This is a genomic window from Wolbachia endosymbiont (group A) of Scambus nigricans (assembly GCF_947251485.1).
GTDB lineage: Bacteria > Pseudomonadota > Alphaproteobacteria > Rickettsiales > Anaplasmataceae > Wolbachia > Wolbachia pipientis.
This window is the reverse complement of the sequence record NZ_OX366356.1, coordinates 640,721-664,711: the sequence shown is the minus strand read 5'-3', so window position 1 is coordinate 664,711 and position 23,991 is coordinate 640,721. Positions and strand designations below refer to the sequence as shown.

Genomic DNA, 23,991 nt, shown 5'->3' with positions numbered 1-23,991 from the left:
TTTTTACTGTAGATTAATCATTTGATTATAGTATCATTTTAATTAAGCTTATGCTTGGGATATTTATGAAGAATATTTTATATTTTATATTATTAGCTGTCGTATTCGGATCACCCATCCTGTTTGCCGTAGAGCAGCTTGAAGAAAAGAAAATTGAATCAGTTCATAAAAACGAAAATGTAGGTGTAAGGAAGCAAGATAGCACAAATCAAAAAGATGAGTTGAAAAGCAACGTCGATGCTAAACAAACACAAGAGGCTGAGAGCAAAAGATTAGACGGCACTACCGATAAAGAGAAACTGCAACACAACGAGAACAAAGCTTTCGTGGTTGAAAAAACTATAAGTGAAGGTGAAAGGATTGATAAAGATTTGCCAAATGACCAGCTAGAAGGAAGCACAGACAAATTTGCTCAAAATTTACCAAATGTGGCCAATAAAGAAGTGAATAAAGATTTCAAACCAGAGCCTTTGCCTTTAAGTGCTGATTTAAATGAGAATACAGCTAACCCGCAAAAAAATCTACAAGCTGATCAGAAGATTGATATAAAAGATAATGAACTTTCAAAAAGTGATGCGAGTCAATTATTAGAGGGAAAAAAAGAAAAAGTAGAGAATCAGTCTGAAGAAAAAAAAGTGAAAGAAACAAACAGTAATTCCAAGGACCGCAATAGAGTAAAACCTATAACTAAAAAAGATGAAGAAGAGCAAAGTGAAAAGAAAAGTTTACAAAAATGGACAAAGCTAAACAGAGAACCAATAAAAGAATGGGGTCATAAAGACATACAAAGCAAGTCAATATATAAACGACAATATGATAGCCTTAATGAGCATCTTCCTACAACTGTGTTTATTGATGATTACAGTAAGCAATTTTTTTACTGCATTAAGAAGAACAACTTAACTTGCTTAAGAGGAGTAATAAGTAAGCTAGAAAAAATTGGATTAACAATTCAAGAGATACTAAGGTTTAGAAATAAATTGGGTGATACTCCTCTCATTTATTCAGTTAAACAAGGTGAGGTAGACATAGTGCGCTTTCTCTTATTACAAGGTGCTGATCTTAGAGTAGTTAACAATAATTTTCAATCCCCAATTGATATAGCAATCGAAAAAAAGCAGATCAATATAATAAATGCGATTGCCGAAATGATGCCACATCTTTTGGAGGATAGAAAAATAGACAATAAAGAAAGCTCAGCAATGTACGATTGGGCTGTGAAAACGAAAGAAATACAGTGCGATAAGCAAGATGATTAGATTTTTGATATTAATTTTAGTTGGTCATTTATGTTATGGAAACGAAACAAATGATAAAAAAAATCAGATTAGTGATTTTTTAAACGCTTTGCGTGATGCAAAATACGTATCTTACAGTAAAAAAGACTTTGCTGAATTTTTGGTGCAGTGCCACAAAGAGGGCGTGCCAGAAGATTTTAAGAAAGGTTTTGGTTCTAACTTAAATGGAGCTAATTTTAACCAACTGTACCTAAGTAAATCTGTTTTTGATGGAGTAAGTCTGATTGGTGCCGATTTTTCTAACACCGATTTATCCGATGTGTCTTTCATTGATGTTGATTTACGTGGTGCTAATTTTTCCAATGCTAATTTACATGGCATCAAAATAAAAGGTACAAATTTGAGTTTTACAAAATTTGTTTCTGCAAACTTAACAGATATCGTATTTGATCAGTCTAATGTTAGTTATGCTGATTTTATCAGTTCCGATCTCAAAAAAGTAAGTATGCACAACGTAATTGGTTTGCATACTAATTTCTCGAATGTGAAAATGAATTTCTCCAACTTATCAAACTCGAATGTTAGCCACGTAAATTTTAGTGATAGTGAAATAAACGATACTGTTATGCAGAAAAACAACCTTGATAATGCAAGTTTCTTTGGAGTGGATGCATATAAATTAAAGATACAATTTTCTTCATTAAAAAATGCTAACATATATGGTGCAGAGTTAAAAGAATCAGACTTTACAGGTAGCAATCTTTCCGATGCTTGCCTTAATTCTTCTATCATAATTAACAGTAACTTCGACGAAACTGATTTAAGCAACACACAAATTTCCTATGTGAATGACGATAATTCAAGTTTTGTTCAATCTATACTAAATGGTTCCAAGATAAAACATGCATATGTTTCTGAAGCAAATCTTCATGATGCTGATTTATCCAATATTGATTTTAGTTTTAGTGAACTGCATCAAGTTAATGTCTCTAATGCTGACATTCGTCACGGAAAGTTTCATAATACTAAAGTTGCAAATTCTAACATGAATGGCTCATTTTTTGACCATTCACTATTCACCTCTGCGAAGATAGAAGATTCAGACCTTTCTACAACTTCAATGTATAAGATAAAAATCCAAGACTCTCAAGTTTATAACAGTACACTTTCTCGCCATAATATTGATTCCAGTGAAATAGAAAATTCAACATTCTTTAATTTATTAGCTGATAATTCGAGCTGGTCCAATTTAAAAGTAACTAATTCAAATTTTATTGAAAGCGATTTCAGATCTTCTTTGCTTCACGCTAATGCCTTTAGGAAAACTAGCTTTTTTCTTAGCAATTTGAGTAATTCAACAATTAGTGATATGTCTTTTCTCTCTTCAAGCATATATAAAAGTTCAGTTGTTGATGCTCACTTAACAGGTTGCAAATTTGATAATTCAATTTTGATTGACAATAAAGGACAGAAAAAACTTGCAGGTTCAGAAAATGCTATAACTTCGATTAAAGATTTGCAAGAGAAAATATCACAGGGTGAAAAATTTAATGTAAATTATTCTTACTTTGAATTTAAGAATATGAATTTAGAAAATGCCGATTTTTCTAATTCAACATTGAGTAGAGCAAAGTTTGTAAACGTTAATTTGAATAAGGCAAATTTTGAAAAGACCGATTTGCGCTATACTGTCTTTGATAACTCTTCTCTCATTGGCACCAACTTATCAAATTCTAATTTAGAAGGTTCTAGCTTTTTAAACTCTGATCCAAAAAGCACCATGTTAAAAAATGCAAAGAAAAATGACCGTAAAAAGTGAGGGCGTATTATTGGTTCTATCCTCCCCTTCTGGAGCTGGAAAAACTACTATATCAGCAAAATTACTTGAGCGATCAACTAATTTAGTTAGGTCTGTTTCTATGACTACGCGCAAGCCTCGCCCCGGCGAAATAAATGGAAAAGACTATTTTTTCGTTACCGAAGAAAAATTTCACGAGTTATGCAAAGCTGGCCAAATGCTTGAATACGCCAAAGTTTTTGAGAATTTTTATGGTATACCAAGAAATTTTATAGAGCAAAACTTAAGCAATGGAATAAGCGTTTTACTCAGCATAGACTGGCAAGGAGCATTTCACTTATTCAAGCTCATGAGAAAAAAAGTTGTAAGTGTTTTTATACTTCCCCCTTCAATGGAAGAGCTTAGGTTGCGTTTGCAAAAGCGTAATAGTGATGATGCAAGCGAAATAGAGCGCAGATTAGCCGAAGCTCAAAAAGAGATAAGCAAACGTGATAAATATGATTATGTAATAATCAATGATGATATTGATAAAAGTGTAGAAGAGATAAGCTCCATACTAAATAAAGAAAGACTTAAAAAACTAAAAGAAAAACCAAGTCTGGAAGATTTATAAAAAATCAATTTGGATATTTGCAGCTATAGTTTCTTATCCTATTTTAGCCAATAGCACATTTCACAGTTTAGCTATATTTATTATTTTTTAAGATTAAATGGTTAAAATAGTAGCAACTGTTCAAGTGAGGATTTGACTGTGATAACAGATTTTCTAATAGAAACTAGTTTTCTGCCTTTCCACCTATACATATACAACGTTTAGCTCAATTTAAAAGTCAAACTTCTTGGTTGTTAGTTTAGTGCTGACAACTTAAATAGCTTTTAATATTGAGGTTTTAGTATGGGTATAGATATAACTGCACTAACTACTAATGCAGATAAATTAGGTGAATGCATAGATAAAAATAAAAAGCAAGAGCAGGATAGAAAAGACGAGCAATTGTATGGCATTATAGAGAGAAAGGTAAAAAAAGAAGAACACAAGCGTGAAAAACCAAGAGGTCAAGATGGAACCCTCAAGAAGTGTAAAAGGTTATTTGAGAAAGATGCTAGTCCTGAAGTATTAACTCAATTAGAAGAATCACTTAGAGAACAAGAAAAATATTATAGGTATTATGTCCAATGCTTCCTTCCAGTGCTAGATAAAGCAATAGAACGATCGAAAAAAATATCAAATGAAACAAAAGAGCGAGTAAAGCAAGCAATTTCAGAAATTACTTATAATAGCAGATATTGTTTTACCCACAACCGTAGGGACAGCGAAACAGAGAGTGGCTACGGCAGTGATGTTGAAGATAATCATGAAGTAGAAATAAGCAACGAAATAACAAATAACAATGCTCTACTACTAAAAGCGATCAAAAATGGAAATAACAGGAAATTTAGAAAATATCTAAAAGATTGTACGGATATTAGCAGCATAAAAGCTGAAGAAGGGAAAAATATTTTACACCTCATTGCGTCGTTGGAAAAGAAACAGAAATGCAAGTTTCTGGGTACCCTAATAAAAACGGTCACCAAGGAAGATCTAGCACAACTCATTAATAGTGAAAATCAGACCCCTTTTCAGGTAGCACTAATTAACAAGGTAACAAAAGAAAAACATGAGTCTAATACAATTCGAAGTAACGATAACACACTTAAGTTTCTTACAAAATTGTTAGAGCATGGAGCCAGCTCTGATAATTTAGAATTATCTACAGAAGAATTACAAAACTTAAAAGAGGAGCAAAAGACATACTACCGTAATTTCTTAGAAAAATTAGCAGAGCAAGGAAAGAAATCTAAATTAAAGCCAGAAATAAGAATCAATACAGAAGCAAAAATTAAAGAAATTATACCACATACCATAAATACTCCAGATAGTAATGATAATTATCTATTACATCCAGTAATTAAAAATAGTGATAAAAAACTTTTTAAAGAACTATTGGAAAAAGGTGTGGATATTAGCCTTAAAGACACAGATGGTAACAATGCTTTACACTTGATTGTTAAACCTGAAACAAAACAAAAACTTAAACTTCTCAATATATTGCTAGAAACAGGCCAAAAAGAACAATTTATAAAAGCTGTAAATGATAAAAAAGAAGGGCAAACACCGCTCCATCAGATACTCCAGCGCATACAAGAGAAGAGTGAGAACCGATCACTTAAGAAATTTGAAAAAACTAAAAGGTATGAAACCCTAGAACTATTGCTAAAAAACGGTGCAGATATTACTGTGCAAGATAAAGATGAAAAAAATGCTCTGCACTATATTGCTTCATTCAAAGGAGAACAAAAAGTTGCATGTTTGGAATTGATTTTAGGTTTAGTAAAAAATGGAACAATATCTAAAGATAAATTAGGTAAAGCTATAAATGCTAAGAATGGAGAAGGGAGCACACCCCTAGAATTGGCATTAAAGAAAAAAGCAAAAAAAGGAAGTATCGAACACCTATTGCAAGGAACAATTTTTGATACAGCAACTGCTTATGACAATACAACAAAATTTTGTACAATGCTGCTAGAAATAGGCGCTGATCCCTGTTCTCTGGAGCTGAAAGATCCAAAATTCCATACTAAAAAGTACTATTTAACTTTACGAGATCTAAAAGATTATTCAGGGACTCCACAGAAAGCACAGGAGAAAGCTAAAGAACTAAAAGAGAAGCTTGAAGAAAAATACCACTGTAAAACTGCTTCAAAAAAATGCAAGTCTGGCATTAAAGAAGCAGGTTCTGGTATAAAAAAAGGAGTATCTGCTGTAGCAGGATTCATAGATCCAGCAAAAAGGACCCGCGAACTGTTAGCAATCACGATAACGATTACTGTTATTGCAATGGTAACATTTGCTTTCTTTCAGGGTCAAATGGCAATTGGAGCAGCCATTCCTATCATAGCTACTGCTGGAGTTATATGCCTTACTTTAACTTTAGGATTTAGTGGTATTAAGAAACTTTTTGAAAAATCAACCAACAAAGCACAGGACACATTTAACGACAAAAACCGCTCTAATTCAACAACAGAGCAGAATCAAGCTTCGAAGAACCTTGTTAATAATGATCAACAGAATTTAAGGAATGAGACTAAAAATCAAGCAGTACAAGAGTCACCAAATCAATCAGAGCATACTGAGAGTCCTCCAGACACTAAAATGAGTGCCATATCAATAATGAACTCGTTGAAAAATTGTGTAGGGATAGTGTAACTAGTAAACCCTCTTCTCTGGCGCTATGAAATCAATCTCACCGCTCAGAGTTTTTTCAGCCACTTTTTTATAATCAATTTTTACATTAATTTGCCCTTTCTTTTCTTCAAGCCACGCTATAGTGTGCTTCATCCAGTTTTTGTCATCACGTTCAGGAAAGTCTTCACGAGCATGGGCACCTCTGCTTTCCTCGCGATTAGCTGCGCATTCCATGGTAATAACCGCTTGTGGGATCATGTTAGCAAGCTCCAGTGCTTCAACTAAATCACTATTCCACATCATACTGCGATCCTCAAGTGAAATATCAGGCATCATTTTTGCTACCTTTTTTATAGCTTTTTTGCCTTCTTCTAAAACTTCAGCAACACGGAACACTGATGCGTACTTTTGCATAGTGTTCTGCATTTCGCTGCGTATTTTTGCTACTTTTAGCCCACCGGAGGCAAATCGCATTTTATTAAATCTATCTACTATCCAGTCTGTGCAGTCTGAATGCAATTTTTTATGTGGTGTACCGGACTTTAGCTTCTCTTTTGCTCTGAGCGCTGCAGCTCTACCAAAAACCACAAGATCAAGAAGCGAGTTAGAGCCAAGTCGATTTGCACCGTGCACAGAGACACACGCAGCTTCTCCAATTGCAAATAGTCCATCTACCACCTCTTCCTTACCTTGCTTCAGCGTGATCACTTCTCCATAATAATTGGTTGGAATGCCACCCATGTTATAGTGAACAGTCGGAATGACCGGTATTGGATCTTTAGTGACATCAACTCCAGCAAAAGTTCTTGCGGTTTCGCTAATGCCCGGCAATCTGAGTTTTATTACTTCCGGATCAAGATGCGCTATAGTTAAATACATGTAATCTTTTTTCGGTCCAACTCCCCTTCCCTCTCTAATTTCAATTGTTATTGCGCGACTTACCACATCACGGGAAGCTAAATCTTTTGCTTTTGGTGCGTAACGTTCCATAAACTTCTCGCCCTGAGAATTAACGAGGTACCCCCCTTCACCACGGCATCCTTCTGTCATCAGGCACCCTGAGCCATATATTCCTGTTGGATGAAATTGTACAAATTCCATATCTTCAAGTGGTAATCCAGCCCTTACTACCATGCCATTACCATCACCTGTGCAGGTATGCGCACTTGTTGCAGAGAAATAAACACGTCCATATCCACCTGTTGCTAACACCACTCTATGCGCACGAAATCTATGTAATGTGCCGTCGCATAGCGACCAAGCAAGAACTCCGCAGCATGTTTCGCTATCCATAATTAAATCAATCACAAAGTATTCAACAAAAAATTCAGCGTTGAACTTAAGACACTGCTGATATAGAGTGTGAAGGATTGCGTGCCCAGTCTTATCTGCTGCCGCACAAGTGCGCTGCGCTGATTTTCCTTTACCAAAGTGAGTTGTCATTCCACCAAAGGAACGCTGGTATATTTTGCCATCTTCTGTACGAGAAAAAGGTACGCCAAAATTTTCAAGTTCAATAACAGCTTTAGCAGCGTTTTTACACATATATTCTATTGCATCTTGATCACCAAGCCAGTCTGAACCTTTTATTGTGTCATATGCATGCCAGCGCCAATCGTCTTCACCGATATTACCTAAAGCTGCACTAATTCCGCCTTGTGCTGCAACTGTATGACTTCGTGTAGGGAAAATTTTAGAAATGCAGGCAACTGAAAAATTAGTTGCAGCCATCCCAAGCGTTGCTCTGAGCCCTGCTCCACCTGCACCTACTACTACCACGTCATACTCATGCTCTATGATCTCATACGCTGACTTATCCATATTTACTTATTTTATCATTACAGGCTTATGATATCACAGAAGTAGAAAAAATCTATACAAGTTTTCTATAGTTAAGACGTCATGCCGCCGCGGCGCTAACAAGTAGCGGGATGACGGTTGTCGGGGTGTCATGAAAGTAGCTGACACTTGGGGTCTATGTTTTTTCTGGTCACACGTACAGCTGTACGAACATTGTGCTACTAGTAGGGTGTCATGCCAGTGCTTGACACTGGCATCCAGGAATTTTATTAAGTTGGTGAGTATAAAAGTAGCTGTTTTATGTTAAAATACGACGTTTTCGATGAGATTATATGGAAAACTGGATTCCAGTGTCAAGCACTGGAATGACATCACAGAGGCACTGACCTCTCTTGGGCTCTTTTAGCTATAAACATTAAGAAATTTACTAAATAAAAAAAAGGCAAAAGAAGCCCTGGGGTTATTATCTGCTTTAAAATATTGGCGTTTTTTATGTTTTAAACGCTTGACAAGGGAAATTCAGCTGCTTTTAATTGCAACTAACCTACGCTGCAAATGTTTAAGAAATTTACTAAGCAGAAAAAAAGACAAAGAATCCCCGAGTTAGCTAGTCTTTTACTATCTCTGTCGAGTATTGGCATTTTTTGATGTCTTGTAACGCTTTATAAGCGCGTTCAGCTTATTTAGATAAAAATCTAGATGTAGATGAAGTTTTGTAAAGACATACAGTATCTATATACTGCAAAAAATTAAACATAAGACGCCGATACATTAAGTAATCCTTACCTTTTAATCTGCAGATTGGCGAAAGCAAATACAATAGCTTCACTGCCGTGATAAAGGGGCTGGCAAAGCTTGTCAAGAAATTTTCTTATTTCATTTAAATTGCTTGTAACCTTCTTATACACTCATCTTTACCAAGAATCACCATGATATCAATGATTCCAGGTGCATCAATTACTCCAGTTATAGGGGCGCGTAATGAGTGGTATACATCGCTTATTTTCATATCGTGCAATTTTGCACATTCCTTGATCTGAGAAGATAAAAAACCCTTATTCCAATTTTCATCACCGATCTTTGACAGAAATGATGCGAGTAACTTAATTATATTGAGGTTAGATTTGACAATTTGACAAGCTTCTTCACTTAAATCAAGTGGCGGATCTTGAATATAAAATTTTGCTAAATCCAATAATTCGGTCAGGTAGTTTGCTCTTTTTTTTAGCTCTGTCAGTCCCTGCAGTAAATAGCCCTTTTTTTTGTCAATTAGAGTATTTTCTCTAAGCATTAGAGTCAGAATATCTTCATTGCTCATATTACTAATATAGTGGTTATTCAAATGCTCCAGTTTTTTGAAATCGAGCCGTGCAGGTGAACGACCAATACTTTCTAAATTAAACCACTCTATTGCTTGCTCATCGCTAATAATCTCATCGTTGCCGTGACTCCAGCCAAGTCTCAGCAAGTAATTACGCATCGCTTTTGGCAATATTCCCATCTTTTCATAATCGCAAACGCTTGTGGCACCATGCCTTTTGGATAGCTTATTCCCATCTTCCCCATGGATAAGCGGCACATGTGCAAAGCGTGGAATGTCAAAATCAAGAGCCTGGTATATTAGCAGATGTTTAAAGGTATTAGTGAGATGGTCAGAACCGCGTATTATATCAGTTATTCCAGCATCATGATCGTCAATTACGACAGCAAAAATATATGTTGGAGTGTTGTCAGAGCGTAAGATCACTATATCATCAAGCTGGTTGCTATTTACTTTGATTTGGCCGTATATTTTATCATCAATAACGATCTCTTGCGAATCTGGCACTTTAAAGCGGACAACTGACCTCACACCCGATGTCATTCCAGCGCGTGACCACATATTTTTCCAGTGTCGGCTACTTGGATGACAAGAAGGAGGTTTTGTAGTACATTTATGCTTGTATATCTTGCCCTCTTCTCTTGCTTTTATTTTCTTTTCTGCAACTTCATCCTCAGGGCAATAACAGTGATACGCCCTACCCTTCTCAACTAAAAGGTTTGCTACTTCTTTATGCCGCTCTATTCTTTTTGACTGATATACTATTTCCCCATCATAGCTCATACCGAGCCATCTTAGCCCTTCTATAATTGCATCAATTGCTTCTTTCGTTGAACGTTTTCTGTCGGTGTCCTCAATTCTTAGCAAAAACCTGCCACCATGATGCTTTGCATAGAGCCAATTGAATAAAGCAGTACGAGCTCCTCCAATGTGCAAAAATCCTGTTGGTGATGGAGCAAATCTCGTGACTATACCTGGCATATTTGTCTGTTACAGTAATGTAAATGATGATAGCTAAAATTTATGTTTGTAACAATTTAGAATTTATTTGTTCTGAGAGATAAAATTTTATTTATTTTTCATAAATTGTGTTGTATAATTTAGTATTGGTTGAATATAGCGAGGTGAGTTATGGGTGGACTTGTAGATATAGCAAAATTGCTTTCAGGTAATGAAGCTAATATCAATTGGCGTTACACCGGCCCTTTTGATAAAACAAAACAAAGAGTACAGGCAGATAATCTCCTGCATTTAGCTGCAAGAATACAAAACAAAGGTAAATTTGTAGACATTTGTAAGAAGAACATTGCTTCTGTAAATGCGCATAATGAATATGGAGATAATCCATTTCATGAAGCAGCAAGAAGTGGAATTTTGCTGCCTGCAGTACAAGAGATTGTGAATGACTTAGAGACGGAAGCTGATAACAAAATTACGAAAGCAGAAGAAGCTGGAGATCGGAAAGAAGTAAGCAGATTGAAAGAGGAACTCAAATGTAATAAAAAATATATTAAAGATGCGCTCTGCAGTAAAGGCTATGCTTTTAATAAGAAGAGGGAAACTCCTCTTTATTACTTAAATGCTGCACAACAGAAAGAAATTAAGCAAATCGCAGGCATAAAAGACAGCTTTATATGTAACCAGAAGTTTCACCTGTGCTTATATATAATAGGAGCGATAGCATGTATCGCTGCTTTATGTTTGTCTTTATACTTTTTATTTTTAGTTTCTCAATCTCTTGCACTAAGCTCGATGGTTGCAATAGCTTCTGGCGGAGTCACATGTCTGTCAGTTAAAGCATTTAGTGAGATACGCGATTTACATGACGTAAGCACTCCAATGGAGGTTGTTAGTACTGATAGCCTCGTCAGCAACAAGGAAATAGAGGTTCCTGTTTAACGAAGCTAGAAATTACTTGCAGGCAATGATATAGAAATTTACTTTCTTAACTTAAGAAAGTATACTCATACGATGACGGAAAAGAAGTACAGTAAGATTTTAATAGCAAACAGAGGAGAAATTGCCTGCAGGATTATCAGGACTGCTCGTAGGATGGGTATATCTTGTGTATGCGTATATTCGGATGCGGATATAAATTCTGTGCATGTAAGGCAAGCAGATGAGTTAAGATATATCGGCCCTTCGCCTTCTTGCCTCAGTTATTTAAACATTGAAAAAATATGTGAAGTAGCAGTTGAAACAGGTGCTGAGGCGGTTCATCCTGGCTATGGTTTTTTAGCAGAAAATCCAGATTTTCCACGTGCTTTGCAGAAGCATAATATAGACTTCATCGGTCCCAGTGCAGAAACAATAGAAGTTACAGCCAACAAAATAACAGCAAAAGAAGCGGCAAAAAAAGCTGGAGTGAATGTAGTGCCAGGATATATGGGTAAGATCAGCGATGCTGCCCATGCAGCTCAAGTTGCTGAAGAGATCGGTTTTCCCGTTATGCTTAAAGCTGCATCAGGCGGTGGTGGCAAAGGAATGCGAATTGTAAATTCCAAAAAAGAAATTGAACTAGCGTTCACATCAGCAACAAATGAAGCAGAGAAAAGTTTTAAGGATGGCAGTATCTTTATAGAGAAATATATAGAACTACCAAGACATATTGAAATACAAATCATAGCAGATAAATATGGCAATATAGTGTGTCTTGGAGAAAGAGAATGCTCGATACAAAGGAATAACCAGAAAATAATAGAAGAAACGCCAAGTCCATTCATTAGTGAAGAAGTAAGACAAAAAATGTATGTCCAATGTGTTTCTCTAGCAAAGCAGGTTGGTTACTTTTCAGCAGGCACTGTTGAGTTTGTTGTAGATAAAGACCAAAACTTCTATTTTCTTGAGGTAAATACGAGATTGCAAGTTGAGCATCCAGTAACAGAATTTATAACTGGAATAGACATAGTAGAAGAAATGATTAGAACTTCCTGTGGAGAGAAATTAAGGTTTAGTCAGAATGGTATTAAACTTACTGGTTCTGCAATAGAAAGTAGAATTTGCGCTGAAGACCCATCGAAGAAATTTTTCCCTTCCAGCGGAAGAATAAAATATTACGATAAACCGGGTAAAAATGATTATGTAAGAATAGATGATGGAGTTGCTGCAGGTTCAGAAATTAGCATGTTCTATGATTCGATGATTGCCAAAGTGATAACATATGGAAAAGATAGAGTAGAAGCAATCAGCAGAATGCAAAAAGCATTGTCTGAATGCTATATAGAAGGAGTAACAAATAATATAGAATTTCTAGAATCCATCTTCCATCACCCAAATTTTATCGCAGCAAAGCTCCATACGAGATTCATTCCAGATCATTACCCTAGTGGGTTTCACGGCGATTTTGTTGCAGAGGAGTATATTAAAATATTTATTTTCACTGCGTTATATGTTTATTTGGAAAATGAAGAAAGGTACCATCATAAAGCAGTGAATGAAACATCTCAGGTGTCATTCCAGTGCGTGACACTGGAATCCAGAAAAGAAAAAGAGTGTATCCCAGTGTCACGCACTGGAATGACATCTTGTAGTATTGGGATAACACCTCATGATATTGGGGCAATATCTCATAGCGATGAGATTACAGGTGGTTATGCAAGAGGTTTGTTCATAGTGAATATAAATGACAATGAGTACTCCGTAAATGCAAAATACCAAGATAATATATTAATAACGGTATATAATCACAATAAATACTCCGTTATAGGCAAGTGGAAATCAAGTTATAGATTGCTATATATCACAATTAATGACGATACCAATATAGCACTTAAAATAGAAAGACAAGGCAGCAAGTACTTCATAAGACATGCAGGTATGAAAGCTGAGTGTTGTATATTAAAACCTCATGTAGCTGAATTAAGTAAGTTAATGCTAAATAATGAAACAGAAGGGATTTCAGCAGATGCTGTAAAATCCCCAATATCTGGTTTATTAGTTAAATTACACGTAAATGTAGGAGATCAGGTGGAAATAGGACAACCTTTATTTGTGGTGGAGGCAATGAAAATGGAAAATATCATATGTGCTGAAGCAGCAATGGTGATAAAAAATATTCCCGTTCAAGAAGGAAAAAATGTGCAGATCGGTGATGTAGTCTGCTTTCTTAAATAACACAAGAAGTACAAACTTGACCCAAACAAGATAAATGAAAACACTTGATGAGCTATGGCAATGGCTATTGGTATGTGTAACAAAAGAGTAACCACTCCTAAAATTATCTGAATGATGATGGAGAGCAGCATAATATATACCGGTTTTACGCTAGCATTTTTTACTGTGAGTATTACTACCAAAGTTAGTATTAGCAATGCCAGTGCTCGATGTATAAATTGCACTGTCGCTCTGTTCTCAAAGATATTCAGCCATATAGGCTGTAAGAAAAATAAATCTTCTGGAACGATTTGTCCGTCCATTAGTGGAAAGGTATTGTAAATCAAACCAGCATTTAATCCCGCAACAAATGCGCCGAAAATTATTTGTATTACAATTAGAATCAGAATAAGTATTGTGTAATATATACTACTGTTAGTAGATTGAAATCCTGTCATCCGAGTAGCTGACACACAACTGTACGAACGCTTACTTTTGAAAATAAATTGCACAGCAAATGGTGTCATGAAAGTAGCTGACACTGGAATCCAGCTTTTACTATGCAGCCACTTATTTAAAGTTAAGTTTTCTGGATCCCAGTGTCTGGGCACTGGGATGACATCTTTCTTGGTGAAAATTACTCTTATACTGCAATGTTCGTATAGTTGTGTACGTAACACTGGGATCCATATTTGGTAATCAAAAAATTGATATGACAATAATGCAAAGATAATTAATGCTAATAATAAGTGAAGTGCAAGCCTATAGTGGCTAACATGAGGTTCAGTTACTAAACCACTTTTAACCATATACCAACCAGCAAAAGCTTGTAAAGCTCCAAATAATAATGCCACACATAGCTTTATTACTACCTTTTTAGATATTTTTCTTCTTAATATGAAATATATAAATGGCAGGACAAAAACTAAACCTGTTAGTCTTGCAACCAATCTGTGTACATATTCTATTAAGTATATAGCGCGAAACTCCTCCATACTAATACCATAGTTAAGTGCTTTATATTCAGGTGTAGCTTCGTATTTTAATTTTTCTTGTAGCCAGTCTTGTTCACTCAGTGGTGGTAATGTTCCAGTAATTGGTTTCCACTCCGTGATTGACAATCCTGCTTTTGAAAGTCTGGTAAATCCACCAATCCCTACCATGAGAATTACCATGACCGAGCAGAGAAAAAGCCAAATAGCTACAGGTTTTGCTTCCATAAACCATGCTGAGTTTTGTTCCATCGCTCAGGGTAAAGAATAAATTCCCATAAGGCAAGAAAAGCTGCAACACTATATAGCAGACTATAGACCGGAAAAAATATCGATACTATATAAAAATAAAAAGGCATCTTTTGCTGTTTGACAGCTATTACCAAAAGAATCAGGTTAGTAACGTATACCACTACAAAGTAGTACAAAAATAATCCATTTAAAACTTTAGTTAATATCAATGAAAGCAGTAAAAATGGAGTAGTAAAAAATATAAAAGCTGCAGAGCCAACAAAAAGATTCAATAGCAAAATTCCCTTAAATCCAGTGTGTTTATAAAGAGACTTTATATTTTTTAAATGAACAATATAAGTTTGCATATAGCCTTTGATCCAGCGCGCTCTTTGCTTAATCCAAGCAAATACAGCAATTGGTGACTCTTCCAATGTTTCTGAGTCAATCACCCTGGTTTTATATCCCATTTGCGCAAGTCTCAAACCGAGGTCAGCATCTTCGGTAACACTATAAGCATCCCAGAAAAACATTTTTCTTAGAATTTTTACTGAAAAATGATTACTGCTACCACCCAAAGGCATTGGCATGTTCATTTTTTGGAATCCAGGCAATAAGTATTGAAACCAGTTCATATACTCCAGAGAAAAGGATTTTGTGAGAAAATTACAATCACAATTATAGTAATTTAATTTCGCCTGTACACAGGCTAACTTATCGTCGCCCTTATTAAATTCAATCAGTGCTTTTTTTAACTGCAATGGGTCTGGTTTATCGTCCGCATCATATATTACTGCATACTTTCCTCTAGCAAAGCTCATAGCATAATTGCATGACTTGGCTTTTGTTCTAGGCAAAGAATAAGGCACTTTTATTACTTCAAAATACTGCGGTAAAGTGTACTTTTCTATAGCTGCTAGCGTTTCTTGGTCATCACTTTCTACCTGAAGCTTCACATCTAATTTTGATTTTGGATAATCCAAACTTTCAATGCTTTCAACCAATTGCTCTATCACTGCACTTTCTTTAAAAGCAGGCAATAAAATAGTATATATAGGAAAATCTTCTTCACTCAGCTTACTATAATCCACTTTTTGGTTGGAGGTTTCACATAAGTTAAAAATTGTAGCTATAAACTTGAATAAATAGCTAGAACATCCGATTATAAATATCAACATCAAAGCAAAATATGTATATTTCTCTGTTAGTGTTAAAATTGAAGTTACAATAAAGAAAGAAGCAAAAAATATTGAGCTTAGTTTAATGCTTTTGGCTGAAAAATTAGGATTCTTGTAATATAAGTAGTTGCTTGCAAATTCTGAAATACCAAAGTGCGAGTTAAGAAGATTTAAAATCTGTTCGCTATCCACTTTTATTAATACATAGTCAATACCGTAATGAGCTTCGACCCAACGGTTGATATCTCGGCTTGTGTCTTCAACCATAAAAAAAGTAGTATTATTTAATTTTTGCCAAGGAATTATATTAAATTTATAGTAAAAAAGCTTCTCTGGCTCTTTGCACAAACTAGAATCAAACTTAATTTTTTCTACATTATCAGCTTGAAGTATAGGCAATTGTTGCATTGAACCTAATGCAATTTTTTATTTAAGTCACGTGAAAATGAAGATATGACCTCGCTACTACGCTTATCATCTTTACGTTCATGCATTATTTTTTTTACAGCATCAGCAGCTATATTCGCTATGTTAGCCTGTAAATCTCCAAGAGCTTTTTCAACTTGGTCAGTGACTTTCTTCAAGTTAGAATGGGCATTGTCATCTAATGTCTGATCTAGCTGCTGTCTATTGTGCTTAATGATACTATTAGCTTTATCAAGTGCTTCACTCATCATTTTATTAACTTCTGCATCTAATTCTTTGTATTTTTTAGAAGATTTTTTGTAATACTCCAACATATCTTTCCTGAATTTTTCAGTTTCTTCACTTGAAAATTTGCTTTTGTTACGCTTATTGTTAAGCGCATTTTTTATCACTTTCTTTAGCAATTTATACGAAAGGACAAAACTTACCAAGAAGGCAAGACCGATAATCAGTGATGTAGACATAAAAACCCCTAAAATTCTTTGGACACCAAGTCAGCAATAAATTCCTCTTCAATTTCAGAATTAGTCAATTTAGTATAATAAATTAAAGCAATACTAGTAGCCATTTGTTTTAACTGATCAGTATATTCAGATTTAAATTCTGCCACTTTTTTTTCAATAAGCTTGCTCTTTTTTTTATCTTCCTCTTCTAATATATTCTTAACATTAGCTCTCATTTCTTCTACCTGAGCAAGTGCATCATCTATGATTTTTTTTGCCTGTATTCTAGCTTGGTTTAAAGCGGCATTATACTTGGCAACCTGATCTTCCGTGAGTCTTAAAAGATGAACAGAACTATTAAAAGAATCCAATACTTCTTTACTTCTAGTGCTTATTATTTCATCTAACTTTGGCAAAAATAAACAACTTACTACGAAAAAAAGTGAAGAGAAAAAAATTAAAAACCAAAAAACCTGAGAAAAGAAGGTTGAAACATCAAGCTGTGGCATCTGTTAAGCAGCAAATATTAATAACATTGCAAGTACAAACGCAAGCAATCCCATGATTTCAACCATGGCAGCACCAATATAAACATAACTTTTCATTTTACCTTCTGATTCAGGGTTTCTCGCAATCCCATTTAACATAGCAGAGAAGATATTAGCTATACCTAAACCAGCACCGAGCATTCCAAACACAGCTAAACCAATTGCTATAAATTTTAAAGCTACTAAATCCATATATTACCTTTAATTATTTCTTTATAATATAATTGTAAAATATTCTACAAGGAAGTCAATTACTTTACTGCATCTGACAAATATACACATGTTAATATAGTAAATATATAAGCTTGTAAAATTGCAACAAATACTTCAAATCCTATCAATGCAATTATGAACAAAAACGGCGCAGGAGTGAAAAATATGTTCATATTTACAATAAACCCTGCTATCACTTTGATGATTGTATGACCAGCAATCATATTTGCTGCAAGCCTTATTGATAGGCTAACCGGCCTTACTAAATAAGCAAACAACTTAATAATAATTATTATAGGTGCAAGCCACGAAGGAGTTCCTTTTGGTAGCAATATGCGTAAAAATTCTACTCCCCTTTCTTTAAATCCAACAATCGTTATATAAATAAAAACCACCATCGATAAAGCGAAGGTGACTATCACATGACTTGTGACCGTGAAACTATAAGGAAGAACACCAACTAAATTACACGATAAAATGAAAATAAATACTGTGAATATCAATGGAATGTGCTGCAAGCCTTTGCTTCCAGTGTTATTTTCTATTATTGAAATAACAAAATCATATATATACTCAACTGCAGCTTGCAAATATCCTGGTATTACTGACCCCTTCTTTATTCCAAAAAACAAAAAGAGTATCATCAATATCACCGAAATCATCGTGAAAAAAGATGAATTGGTAAAGCTTACGTCATACCCAAATAACCTAGGTAACTCTATTATTGTATATACTTTAAATTGCTCTAGCGGATTTAACGCCATTTTGACCCTACGTACTTGAACTATAACAGTAAATAAAGTATGAATTTTATAGGACAAAGTCAAGGGTTAAGATAATGCTCTGTGTTATTATAACATTGATACATTAACAAAATATGTAATTAGAGTGTTAATTACAGTCAGCTCTGTATTTTTAAATTTACTAATCTTATTAAATTATTTAACTTAACATCTTATTTTAATTATAATTTAATTTTTAGTGAGGTATATAATGAACGAAATAGATTTTATTAACGCTAATCATCCTTTAAATTTAGAGCAGGAATTTGGTAACGGATACATCAAATTGACAGATGGTTCCTTTAACGAATATACTGGCCATTATCAAATAGGAAGCGAAATACTAGATGAAAGCCATAATATGATAGGAGACTTAACTATAGATGGCTACATTCATAGCTTCCATGCAGATACCCACAATATGAATCTTAAATCCTTTACGGAGATAGATTTAAAAGGTGGTATAAAGAAGATAAATTCTCTTTACAAGAAGATATAAAGTTACAAAAACTTCTGCATCATTGCTTGTGATACAGAAGTCACTTTTCATTCCACTACAATAAGCTTTAAAATCACCACATTTTACATTACAATAACTTTTTCACTTCTTTTTAGGTCCATGAAATTCACATTATCTTGGTTATTAGAACACTTAGAAACCAATGCTAGTTTAGAAGAAATTACCGATAAATTAACTCACATAGGGTTAGAAGTAGAAGATGTGATCGATAATTCCAGATTGACTGGGTTTATTGTTGCAGAGGTATTAGAAGTCGTACCTCATCCAAATGCTGATAAATTAAAATTATGTAAAGTAAATGATGGAAGTAAAATTCTACAAATAGTCTGTGGAGCAAACAATGTTAGAGAAGGTATGAAAACTGTACTTGCATCTCTTGGTAGCACGTTGCCAGAAAGTGATCTCACAATTAAGTCCACAAAAATACGAGGAATGCTAAGTGAAGGGATGCTCTGCTCTGCTTCTGAACTTGCGCTGGTTCAAGAGGAAAGTGAAGGAATAATCGAGCTTTCCGATGATTATAAAGTAGGGGATAAATTTTTCAATTGTGACCCTGTAATTGATATAAATGTTACTCCAAACCGTGGAGATTGCTTAGGCATTTATGGAATAGCTCGCGACCTTGCTGCAACTGGAATTGGGACATTAAAGACTTTAAGCATTCCACAACTTACCAGCTCCATAAATTCACCAATCGATGTTGAAGTTACTGACGGGGAAAGTTTTATTAGTGGAATATACATCGCCAATGTAAAAAATCAAGAAAGCCCAAAATGGTTAAAAGATAGGCTGGAATCGATAGGAATGCGCTCCATTTCTGCAATAGTTGATATCACGAACTATATTATGATATCTTTCAGCCGCCCAATGCACGCGTATGATGCAAAAAAAATAGAAGGAGAGCTCACAGTACGCAAAACAAACGACGGAGAAAAATTTGCTGGTTTGAACGGTAAAGAATACTTATTAAACAAAGACATAAGCGTTATTGCAGGTGATAAAAATATTCATGGAATTGCTGGAATTATAGGTGGTAAGTGCAGTGAATGTACTCTTGAAACTACTGATATCTTTTTAGAGTCTGCTTGGTTCGATCCCATCTCTATTACTAAATCTTCAAGGCATCTCGGCATCTCCACAGACGCTAGTTACAGATTTGCACGTTCAGTTGATCCTGGATTTACTTTTGATGGACTCAACCTTGCAGCTAAAATGATTCTGGACTTATGTGGTGGAGAAACCTCAAGCGTAGTGTCTGCTGGCAGTTTAGATAGTGCTGACACCAAGGTGAGCTTTGATTATCAGGATGTGAACAAGTTTGGAAGTGTGTCTGTATCGCCTGATGAGGTGCTTGATATCTTAACGAAACTAGGGTTTAGTATTGATAAAAAAACCGAAGGCAATTGGAATGTACAAGTACCAAGCTGGAGACCGGACGTGACAATACCGGCTGACCTAATCGAAGAAGTAACAAGGATATACGGCTATGACAAAATAAAAGAAGAACCACTACCAAATAATGTTGAAGAAGTAGATAGTACATACGACAATTTGCGTATTTTGATGACAAACAGAGGGTTTCATGAAGTGCTAACCTGGTCGTTTATGAGTGAATCAACAGCTGAAAAATTTGGTTACTCGAATAAGTTATTTATCATCGATAATCCGTTTAACAATAGCTTTAATATAATGAGACCAAGTATTATGCCAAATTTATTGCAAGTTACTGCTGATAATATTGCCCATGGAATATCTGATCTTGCAATCTTCGAAATTGGGCCGATTTACGATGGTGAAGCTCGGTCTAAACATGTTTTAAGTGGGATAAGAACAGGAAATAATTTACCGCGAAACCATTATAATACTGATAGAAAAGTAGATGTTTTTGACGCAAAGGCTGATTGCATAGCAGCTTTGGAGTTTTTTAACGTCAATTGTGATAATTTAACGATAGAGAGAGCAGAAAAAGAACATTATCACCCAGGAAAGTCAGGCACTCTCTCTTTTAAGAATAAAGTAGCAGGTTATTTTGGAGAGTTGCATCCTAATATATTAGATCTTTTTGATATCAAGCAAAAAGTTGTAGGTTTTGAGGTGATATTAGAAAATATTGAAAATTTACCTGTAAGTAGAAAGAAATTTATCGATTATAAATACCAAAGTGTAAAACGTGATTTTGCATTTATTGTAAATAAGGATGTGAAAGTAGGTAACATAATCAATGTGGTAAAAAAAAGCTCAGAGCTCATCACAGAAGTTTTAGTATTTGACGTATACCATGGAAATAATATAGAATCGAATAAGATGTCTATAGCATTGTCAGTTACTTTCTGCTCTCCAACTCACACTTTAACTGAAAAAGAGATCCAAAAAGAATCAAGTGCTATAGTTAATTTAGTATGTGAAAATACCGGAGGAACTTTGAGAACTTGTCGTTGAGTCACAATCATAGTTTCCTGCTGTTGCTGTGTCACACTTACTTCATCCAATTTATTTCCAATATTGAATTCAATATCCTTGAAAAATCTATCCCACATTCCATGCAAATGCTCTTCTATTTTAGGCCACACATCATTTTTAAATGTTACCCCATCATCAGAAAATAAATTACCTAAAAAGGCTCCAATACCTTCATAATTTGACTGAAAATATTGAAGAAATGTCTCTCCTTCTTTATAAGTATTATGTGCCATATTTAACGCTTTTCTCTCTGTAGTCTCTTTATAAGCATTTGATGCTCCAATCTTTATTGCACCAAATATAACTTTACTCCAGTTCTTAACTTTCTGTATACAACCTTCACTATCTCCTGGTATATTATTTATTATATCTTTTGTCAAATTATCTATCAAAGGAGACAGTAAACCTTGATAAAAGTGCTTGATATTATTTTTTGTTTTTATCACAGGACTTTTTATGCATTTTTCTGCCAAATAGTATTCAAGTTCCGCTTCCTCTAACAACTTCTTAACTGCTTCTTCGTTAAAAGTTTCACGCTCGAACTCCTTCAGTAAATCATCCTCTATTATTGCAAACTTTATTTTTTCGCGAGATTCTAGTTCTTCTATATAATCATTTTTTGTTTCTTCATTTATCAACAATCCTTTTTCTTCTAATTCTAACTGTTTTAATGCTTTGAGAATTTCTTGGTTATTTTTCAAATGCTTCTCTATTAATTTTGTACTTGGATGCTGTTCTCCTTTCCTATTTCGCTCACCTTCTAAATATTTGTTTAAATCCTCATTTTCTTCTATTACTTTCCTTAACGATATAGGTTGCTCTAAGCATTCTGCAATTTCCGCTCGGTGCGCATTAATCCTCTGTACTAAATCCGGCTCCTTTTCCTCTAACAGCTTACATGAATCCTCTATACCCTTTGCTTGACCTTTGAGTACATTTTGTTTTTTGCATTTCGTTATTTCTAAATATATCTTTGCTACAAAAGCATTTACTTTATCTGAAGCTTCTTTTAAATTCTCACTCAAAGAACCTTTTATCTCCTTTTCTAAATCCCGAAACTGGTCTATTAAGCTGAGCATGCCTAATAGGCCTAACTCACCCTTGGCTTTTTTCATTACTGATTTTACTAGCCTTTGCTCAACTTCTTGATCATCATACTCGAACTTAAAAAGACCTTCTAACCTTCTTCTTAAAACATCACCTGCTAAATTATTCTTTTTTACATCTCCATATATTTCTTTCAATTTTTCATGTATCCTAATATATCTTTTTTGTCCTTCTTTTTTTAAAAGATTAATCTCTTCTTTAGCATTACCTAGAGCTGTCTCTGTTTCTCTACTATGTATATATTTATAAACATCAATAATTGTTCTCTTAGCTATCTTCCCTTCTTCTTTAAGCCGCTTCCATTCTGCTTTAAATATAGGAAGCTCACTATCATCTAAAACATCCGGTACTTTTGCTCCTGCTTTTTTCGGATCTCTTATTATCACTTCTTTCTCACCTGGTAATTCCTTACCTTGACTCTCTAATTCCTGTCTCACTAAAGAATTTTTTATCTCATCTTCCAGTGAAAAACCTTCTTTCCGTCTATCCAGCTGAAACCTAACTGCTTGTATAAAGGCAACTTGATAGGCGTTGTATATTAAGTGAGTTGTCAACTTAAAATCTATGCTACTTACCACTTTTAACCTGAATTCGTCCAACAATTCCTTCAATTTATCATATGTAATCTCTTTCTTTTCTAGCTTTATCAGTTCTTCCATAGTCTTCGCAAATTCTTGAATAGAAGTTGCAAGCACATCCTTGATTTCATTGCGTAAGGGCTTAAGACCATTTTTTAAATTGATGTTAGTTGACAATTTCAGTACGATGCTATGCTCTGAATCCCGTGTCACATCAAACCACTTGTTATTTTCATTTTCATACAAATCTCTAAGCAATCGTTTAAATTGCGGTGGAAATTCTATTTCCATATCCCACGCAATATTTGGTCCAGTAACTTCCTTTTCATGAAAAGACACCTCAATATTTTGATGCTTATTAGAATACCGCCCCATACTTATTTTAAGAGCAGTAACTAAAGAGGGAGATAAATCTCTATTTAAAAGATAAAAAGTAGCCAAAGCAATTGTTGCAGGAATAAGTAATGCTACAAGCATAGCTATATTAACAAGAATTACTATTGCAGCAAGAACACCATATGCCAGTCTTTTTGCTGTACTTTCACTTACTTCACTTTTTTTTGTTTTATTCTCCTCTGAACTGATTTGTGTCTTATCATTTGTTTTTAATTTATTATATACGGCTAATCCTAACGCAGTGAAAACTATATAAGGAAATATTAAAACTGATAGAGCTAAATTTAATACTTTCTTCTCCGGAAAAGCTCGATTTACCTCTTTAAATATTCTACTTGATATATTATACCAAGAAGTAAAAAAATCAGAGTTATAATCTTTATAATGAAATATACTGAGTGGAACGTTAAAATTAGCTAACGGCTCTTGTTCTTCCACAGCATCAAAAAATTCTTCTTCCTCTTCTGAAGTAGCAAGACCTAAATCATTCCCTTCTTCTACATTAGAAACAGCTTCCATAGCATCAAAAGACTCTTCCTCTTCCAAAGTAACATTGGAAATAGATTCTACTTTACCTAAATCATCACTACTGTTATTTAAGTCAACAACTTTCTTACAATCTACAACAGCATGCATACCATA

At 34.6% G+C, this 23,991-nt stretch carries 17 protein-coding genes; 8 read left to right on the top strand and 9 right to left on the bottom strand.

Going from position 1 to position 23,991, the window contains the following annotated elements; translation table 11 throughout:
* Positions 1–65 precede the first annotated feature (65 nt).
* The 4 genes from OPR46_RS03755 to OPR46_RS03740 all read left to right on the top strand — a co-directional run bounded on the left by OPR46_RS03755 (position 66) and on the right by OPR46_RS03740 (position 6,283).
* Positions 66–1,259 carry an ankyrin repeat domain-containing protein gene (locus tag OPR46_RS03755; RefSeq protein WP_265042803.1) on the top strand — a complete coding sequence of 398 codons (1,194 nt, stop codon included), beginning with the start codon at positions 66–68 and terminating at the stop codon, positions 1,257–1,259.
* The gene (locus tag OPR46_RS03750; RefSeq protein ID WP_265042801.1) at positions 1,252–3,057 is read left to right on the top strand and encodes a pentapeptide repeat-containing protein; all 1,806 of its coding nucleotides are present in this window, start codon (positions 1,252–1,254) and stop codon (positions 3,055–3,057) included. The genes OPR46_RS03755 and OPR46_RS03750 overlap by 8 nt, the downstream gene beginning before the upstream one ends.
* A complete protein-coding gene (gmk, locus tag OPR46_RS03745) occupies positions 3,041–3,649 on the top strand; it encodes a guanylate kinase (RefSeq protein ID WP_265044076.1) in 609 nt (202 codons plus the stop codon). The genes OPR46_RS03750 and gmk overlap by 17 nt, the downstream gene beginning before the upstream one ends.
* Before the next feature lie 282 nt (positions 3,650–3,931).
* Positions 3,932–6,283, top strand: coding sequence for an ankyrin repeat domain-containing protein (locus OPR46_RS03740; RefSeq protein ID WP_265042799.1), 2,352 nt, complete (start codon positions 3,932–3,934; stop codon positions 6,281–6,283).
* Here OPR46_RS03740 and sdhA read toward each other — a convergent pair whose 3' ends face one another.
* Together sdhA and gltX are read right to left on the bottom strand one after the other, a co-directional pair.
* Entirely contained in the window at positions 6,284–8,083 is a 1,800-nt protein-coding gene (gene sdhA, locus OPR46_RS03735; protein WP_044471210.1) for a succinate dehydrogenase flavoprotein subunit, read from the bottom strand.
* An 859-nt stretch (positions 8,084–8,942) separates the two neighbouring features.
* Positions 8,943–10,364 (bottom strand): glutamate--tRNA ligase, encoded by a 1,422-nt coding sequence (gene gltX, locus OPR46_RS03730; protein WP_265042797.1) that lies wholly within the window; start codon positions 10,362–10,364, stop codon positions 8,943–8,945.
* Between the two features lie 150 nt (positions 10,365–10,514).
* Here gltX and OPR46_RS03725 point away from each other — a divergent pair, with 150 nt between their 5' ends.
* Together OPR46_RS03725 and OPR46_RS03720 are read left to right on the top strand one after the other, a co-directional pair.
* Positions 10,515–11,282, top strand: coding sequence for an ankyrin repeat domain-containing protein (locus OPR46_RS03725; RefSeq protein WP_265042795.1), 768 nt, complete (start codon positions 10,515–10,517; stop codon positions 11,280–11,282).
* Positions 11,283–11,354: 72 nt separating this feature from the next.
* Positions 11,355–13,496 carry an acetyl-CoA carboxylase biotin carboxylase subunit gene (locus OPR46_RS03720; RefSeq protein WP_265042793.1) on the top strand — a complete coding sequence of 714 codons (2,142 nt, stop codon included), beginning with the start codon at positions 11,355–11,357 and terminating at the stop codon, positions 13,494–13,496.
* Here the strand turns inward: OPR46_RS03720 and OPR46_RS03715 are convergent.
* The 6 genes from OPR46_RS03715 to OPR46_RS03690 are packed head-to-tail and all read right to left on the bottom strand — an operon-like array spanning position 13,445 to position 18,270.
* Positions 13,445–14,719: a COX15/CtaA family protein gene (locus OPR46_RS03715; RefSeq protein WP_265042791.1), complete on the bottom strand. Its 1,275-nt coding sequence runs from the start codon at positions 14,717–14,719 to the stop codon at positions 13,445–13,447. The two genes, OPR46_RS03720 and OPR46_RS03715, sit on opposite strands and share 52 nt — an antisense overlap.
* A complete protein-coding gene (locus OPR46_RS03710; RefSeq protein ID WP_320109365.1) occupies positions 14,677–16,275 on the bottom strand; it encodes a glycosyltransferase family 2 protein in 1,599 nt (532 codons plus the stop codon). Before OPR46_RS03710 ends, OPR46_RS03715 begins: the two co-directional genes overlap by 43 nt.
* 14 nt (positions 16,276–16,289) lie before the next feature.
* Complete coding sequence (locus tag OPR46_RS03705; protein ID WP_265042786.1) at positions 16,290–16,766, bottom strand: F0F1 ATP synthase subunit B family protein; 477 nt, start codon at positions 16,764–16,766, stop codon at positions 16,290–16,292.
* An 8-nt stretch (positions 16,767–16,774) separates the two neighbouring features.
* A complete protein-coding gene (locus OPR46_RS03700) occupies positions 16,775–17,254 on the bottom strand; it encodes a F0F1 ATP synthase subunit B family protein (RefSeq protein WP_065094794.1) in 480 nt (159 codons plus the stop codon).
* Positions 17,255–17,257: 3 nt separating this feature from the next.
* Positions 17,258–17,485 (bottom strand): F0F1 ATP synthase subunit C, encoded by a 228-nt coding sequence (locus tag OPR46_RS03695; RefSeq protein ID WP_006014985.1) that lies wholly within the window; start codon positions 17,483–17,485, stop codon positions 17,258–17,260.
* Positions 17,486–17,544: 59 nt separating this feature from the next.
* Positions 17,545–18,270 carry a F0F1 ATP synthase subunit A gene (locus OPR46_RS03690; protein WP_265042784.1) on the bottom strand — a complete coding sequence of 242 codons (726 nt, stop codon included), beginning with the start codon at positions 18,268–18,270 and terminating at the stop codon, positions 17,545–17,547.
* 229 nt (positions 18,271–18,499) lie between these two features.
* Between OPR46_RS03690 and OPR46_RS03685 the strand changes: the two genes are divergently transcribed.
* The gene (locus tag OPR46_RS03685) at positions 18,500–18,787 is read left to right on the top strand and encodes a hypothetical protein (protein ID WP_265042782.1); all 288 of its coding nucleotides are present in this window, start codon (positions 18,500–18,502) and stop codon (positions 18,785–18,787) included.
* 120 nt (positions 18,788–18,907) lie between these two features.
* On the top strand, positions 18,908–21,247 hold the full coding sequence (pheT, locus tag OPR46_RS03680) for a phenylalanine--tRNA ligase subunit beta (RefSeq protein WP_265042780.1): 2,340 nt from the start codon (positions 18,908–18,910) through the stop codon (positions 21,245–21,247).
* Here the strand turns inward: pheT and OPR46_RS03675 are convergent.
* Entirely contained in the window at positions 21,151–23,985 is a 2,835-nt protein-coding gene (locus OPR46_RS03675) for a coiled-coil domain-containing protein (protein WP_265042778.1), read from the bottom strand. The two genes, pheT and OPR46_RS03675, sit on opposite strands and share 97 nt — an antisense overlap.
* Positions 23,986–23,991 lie beyond the last annotated feature (6 nt).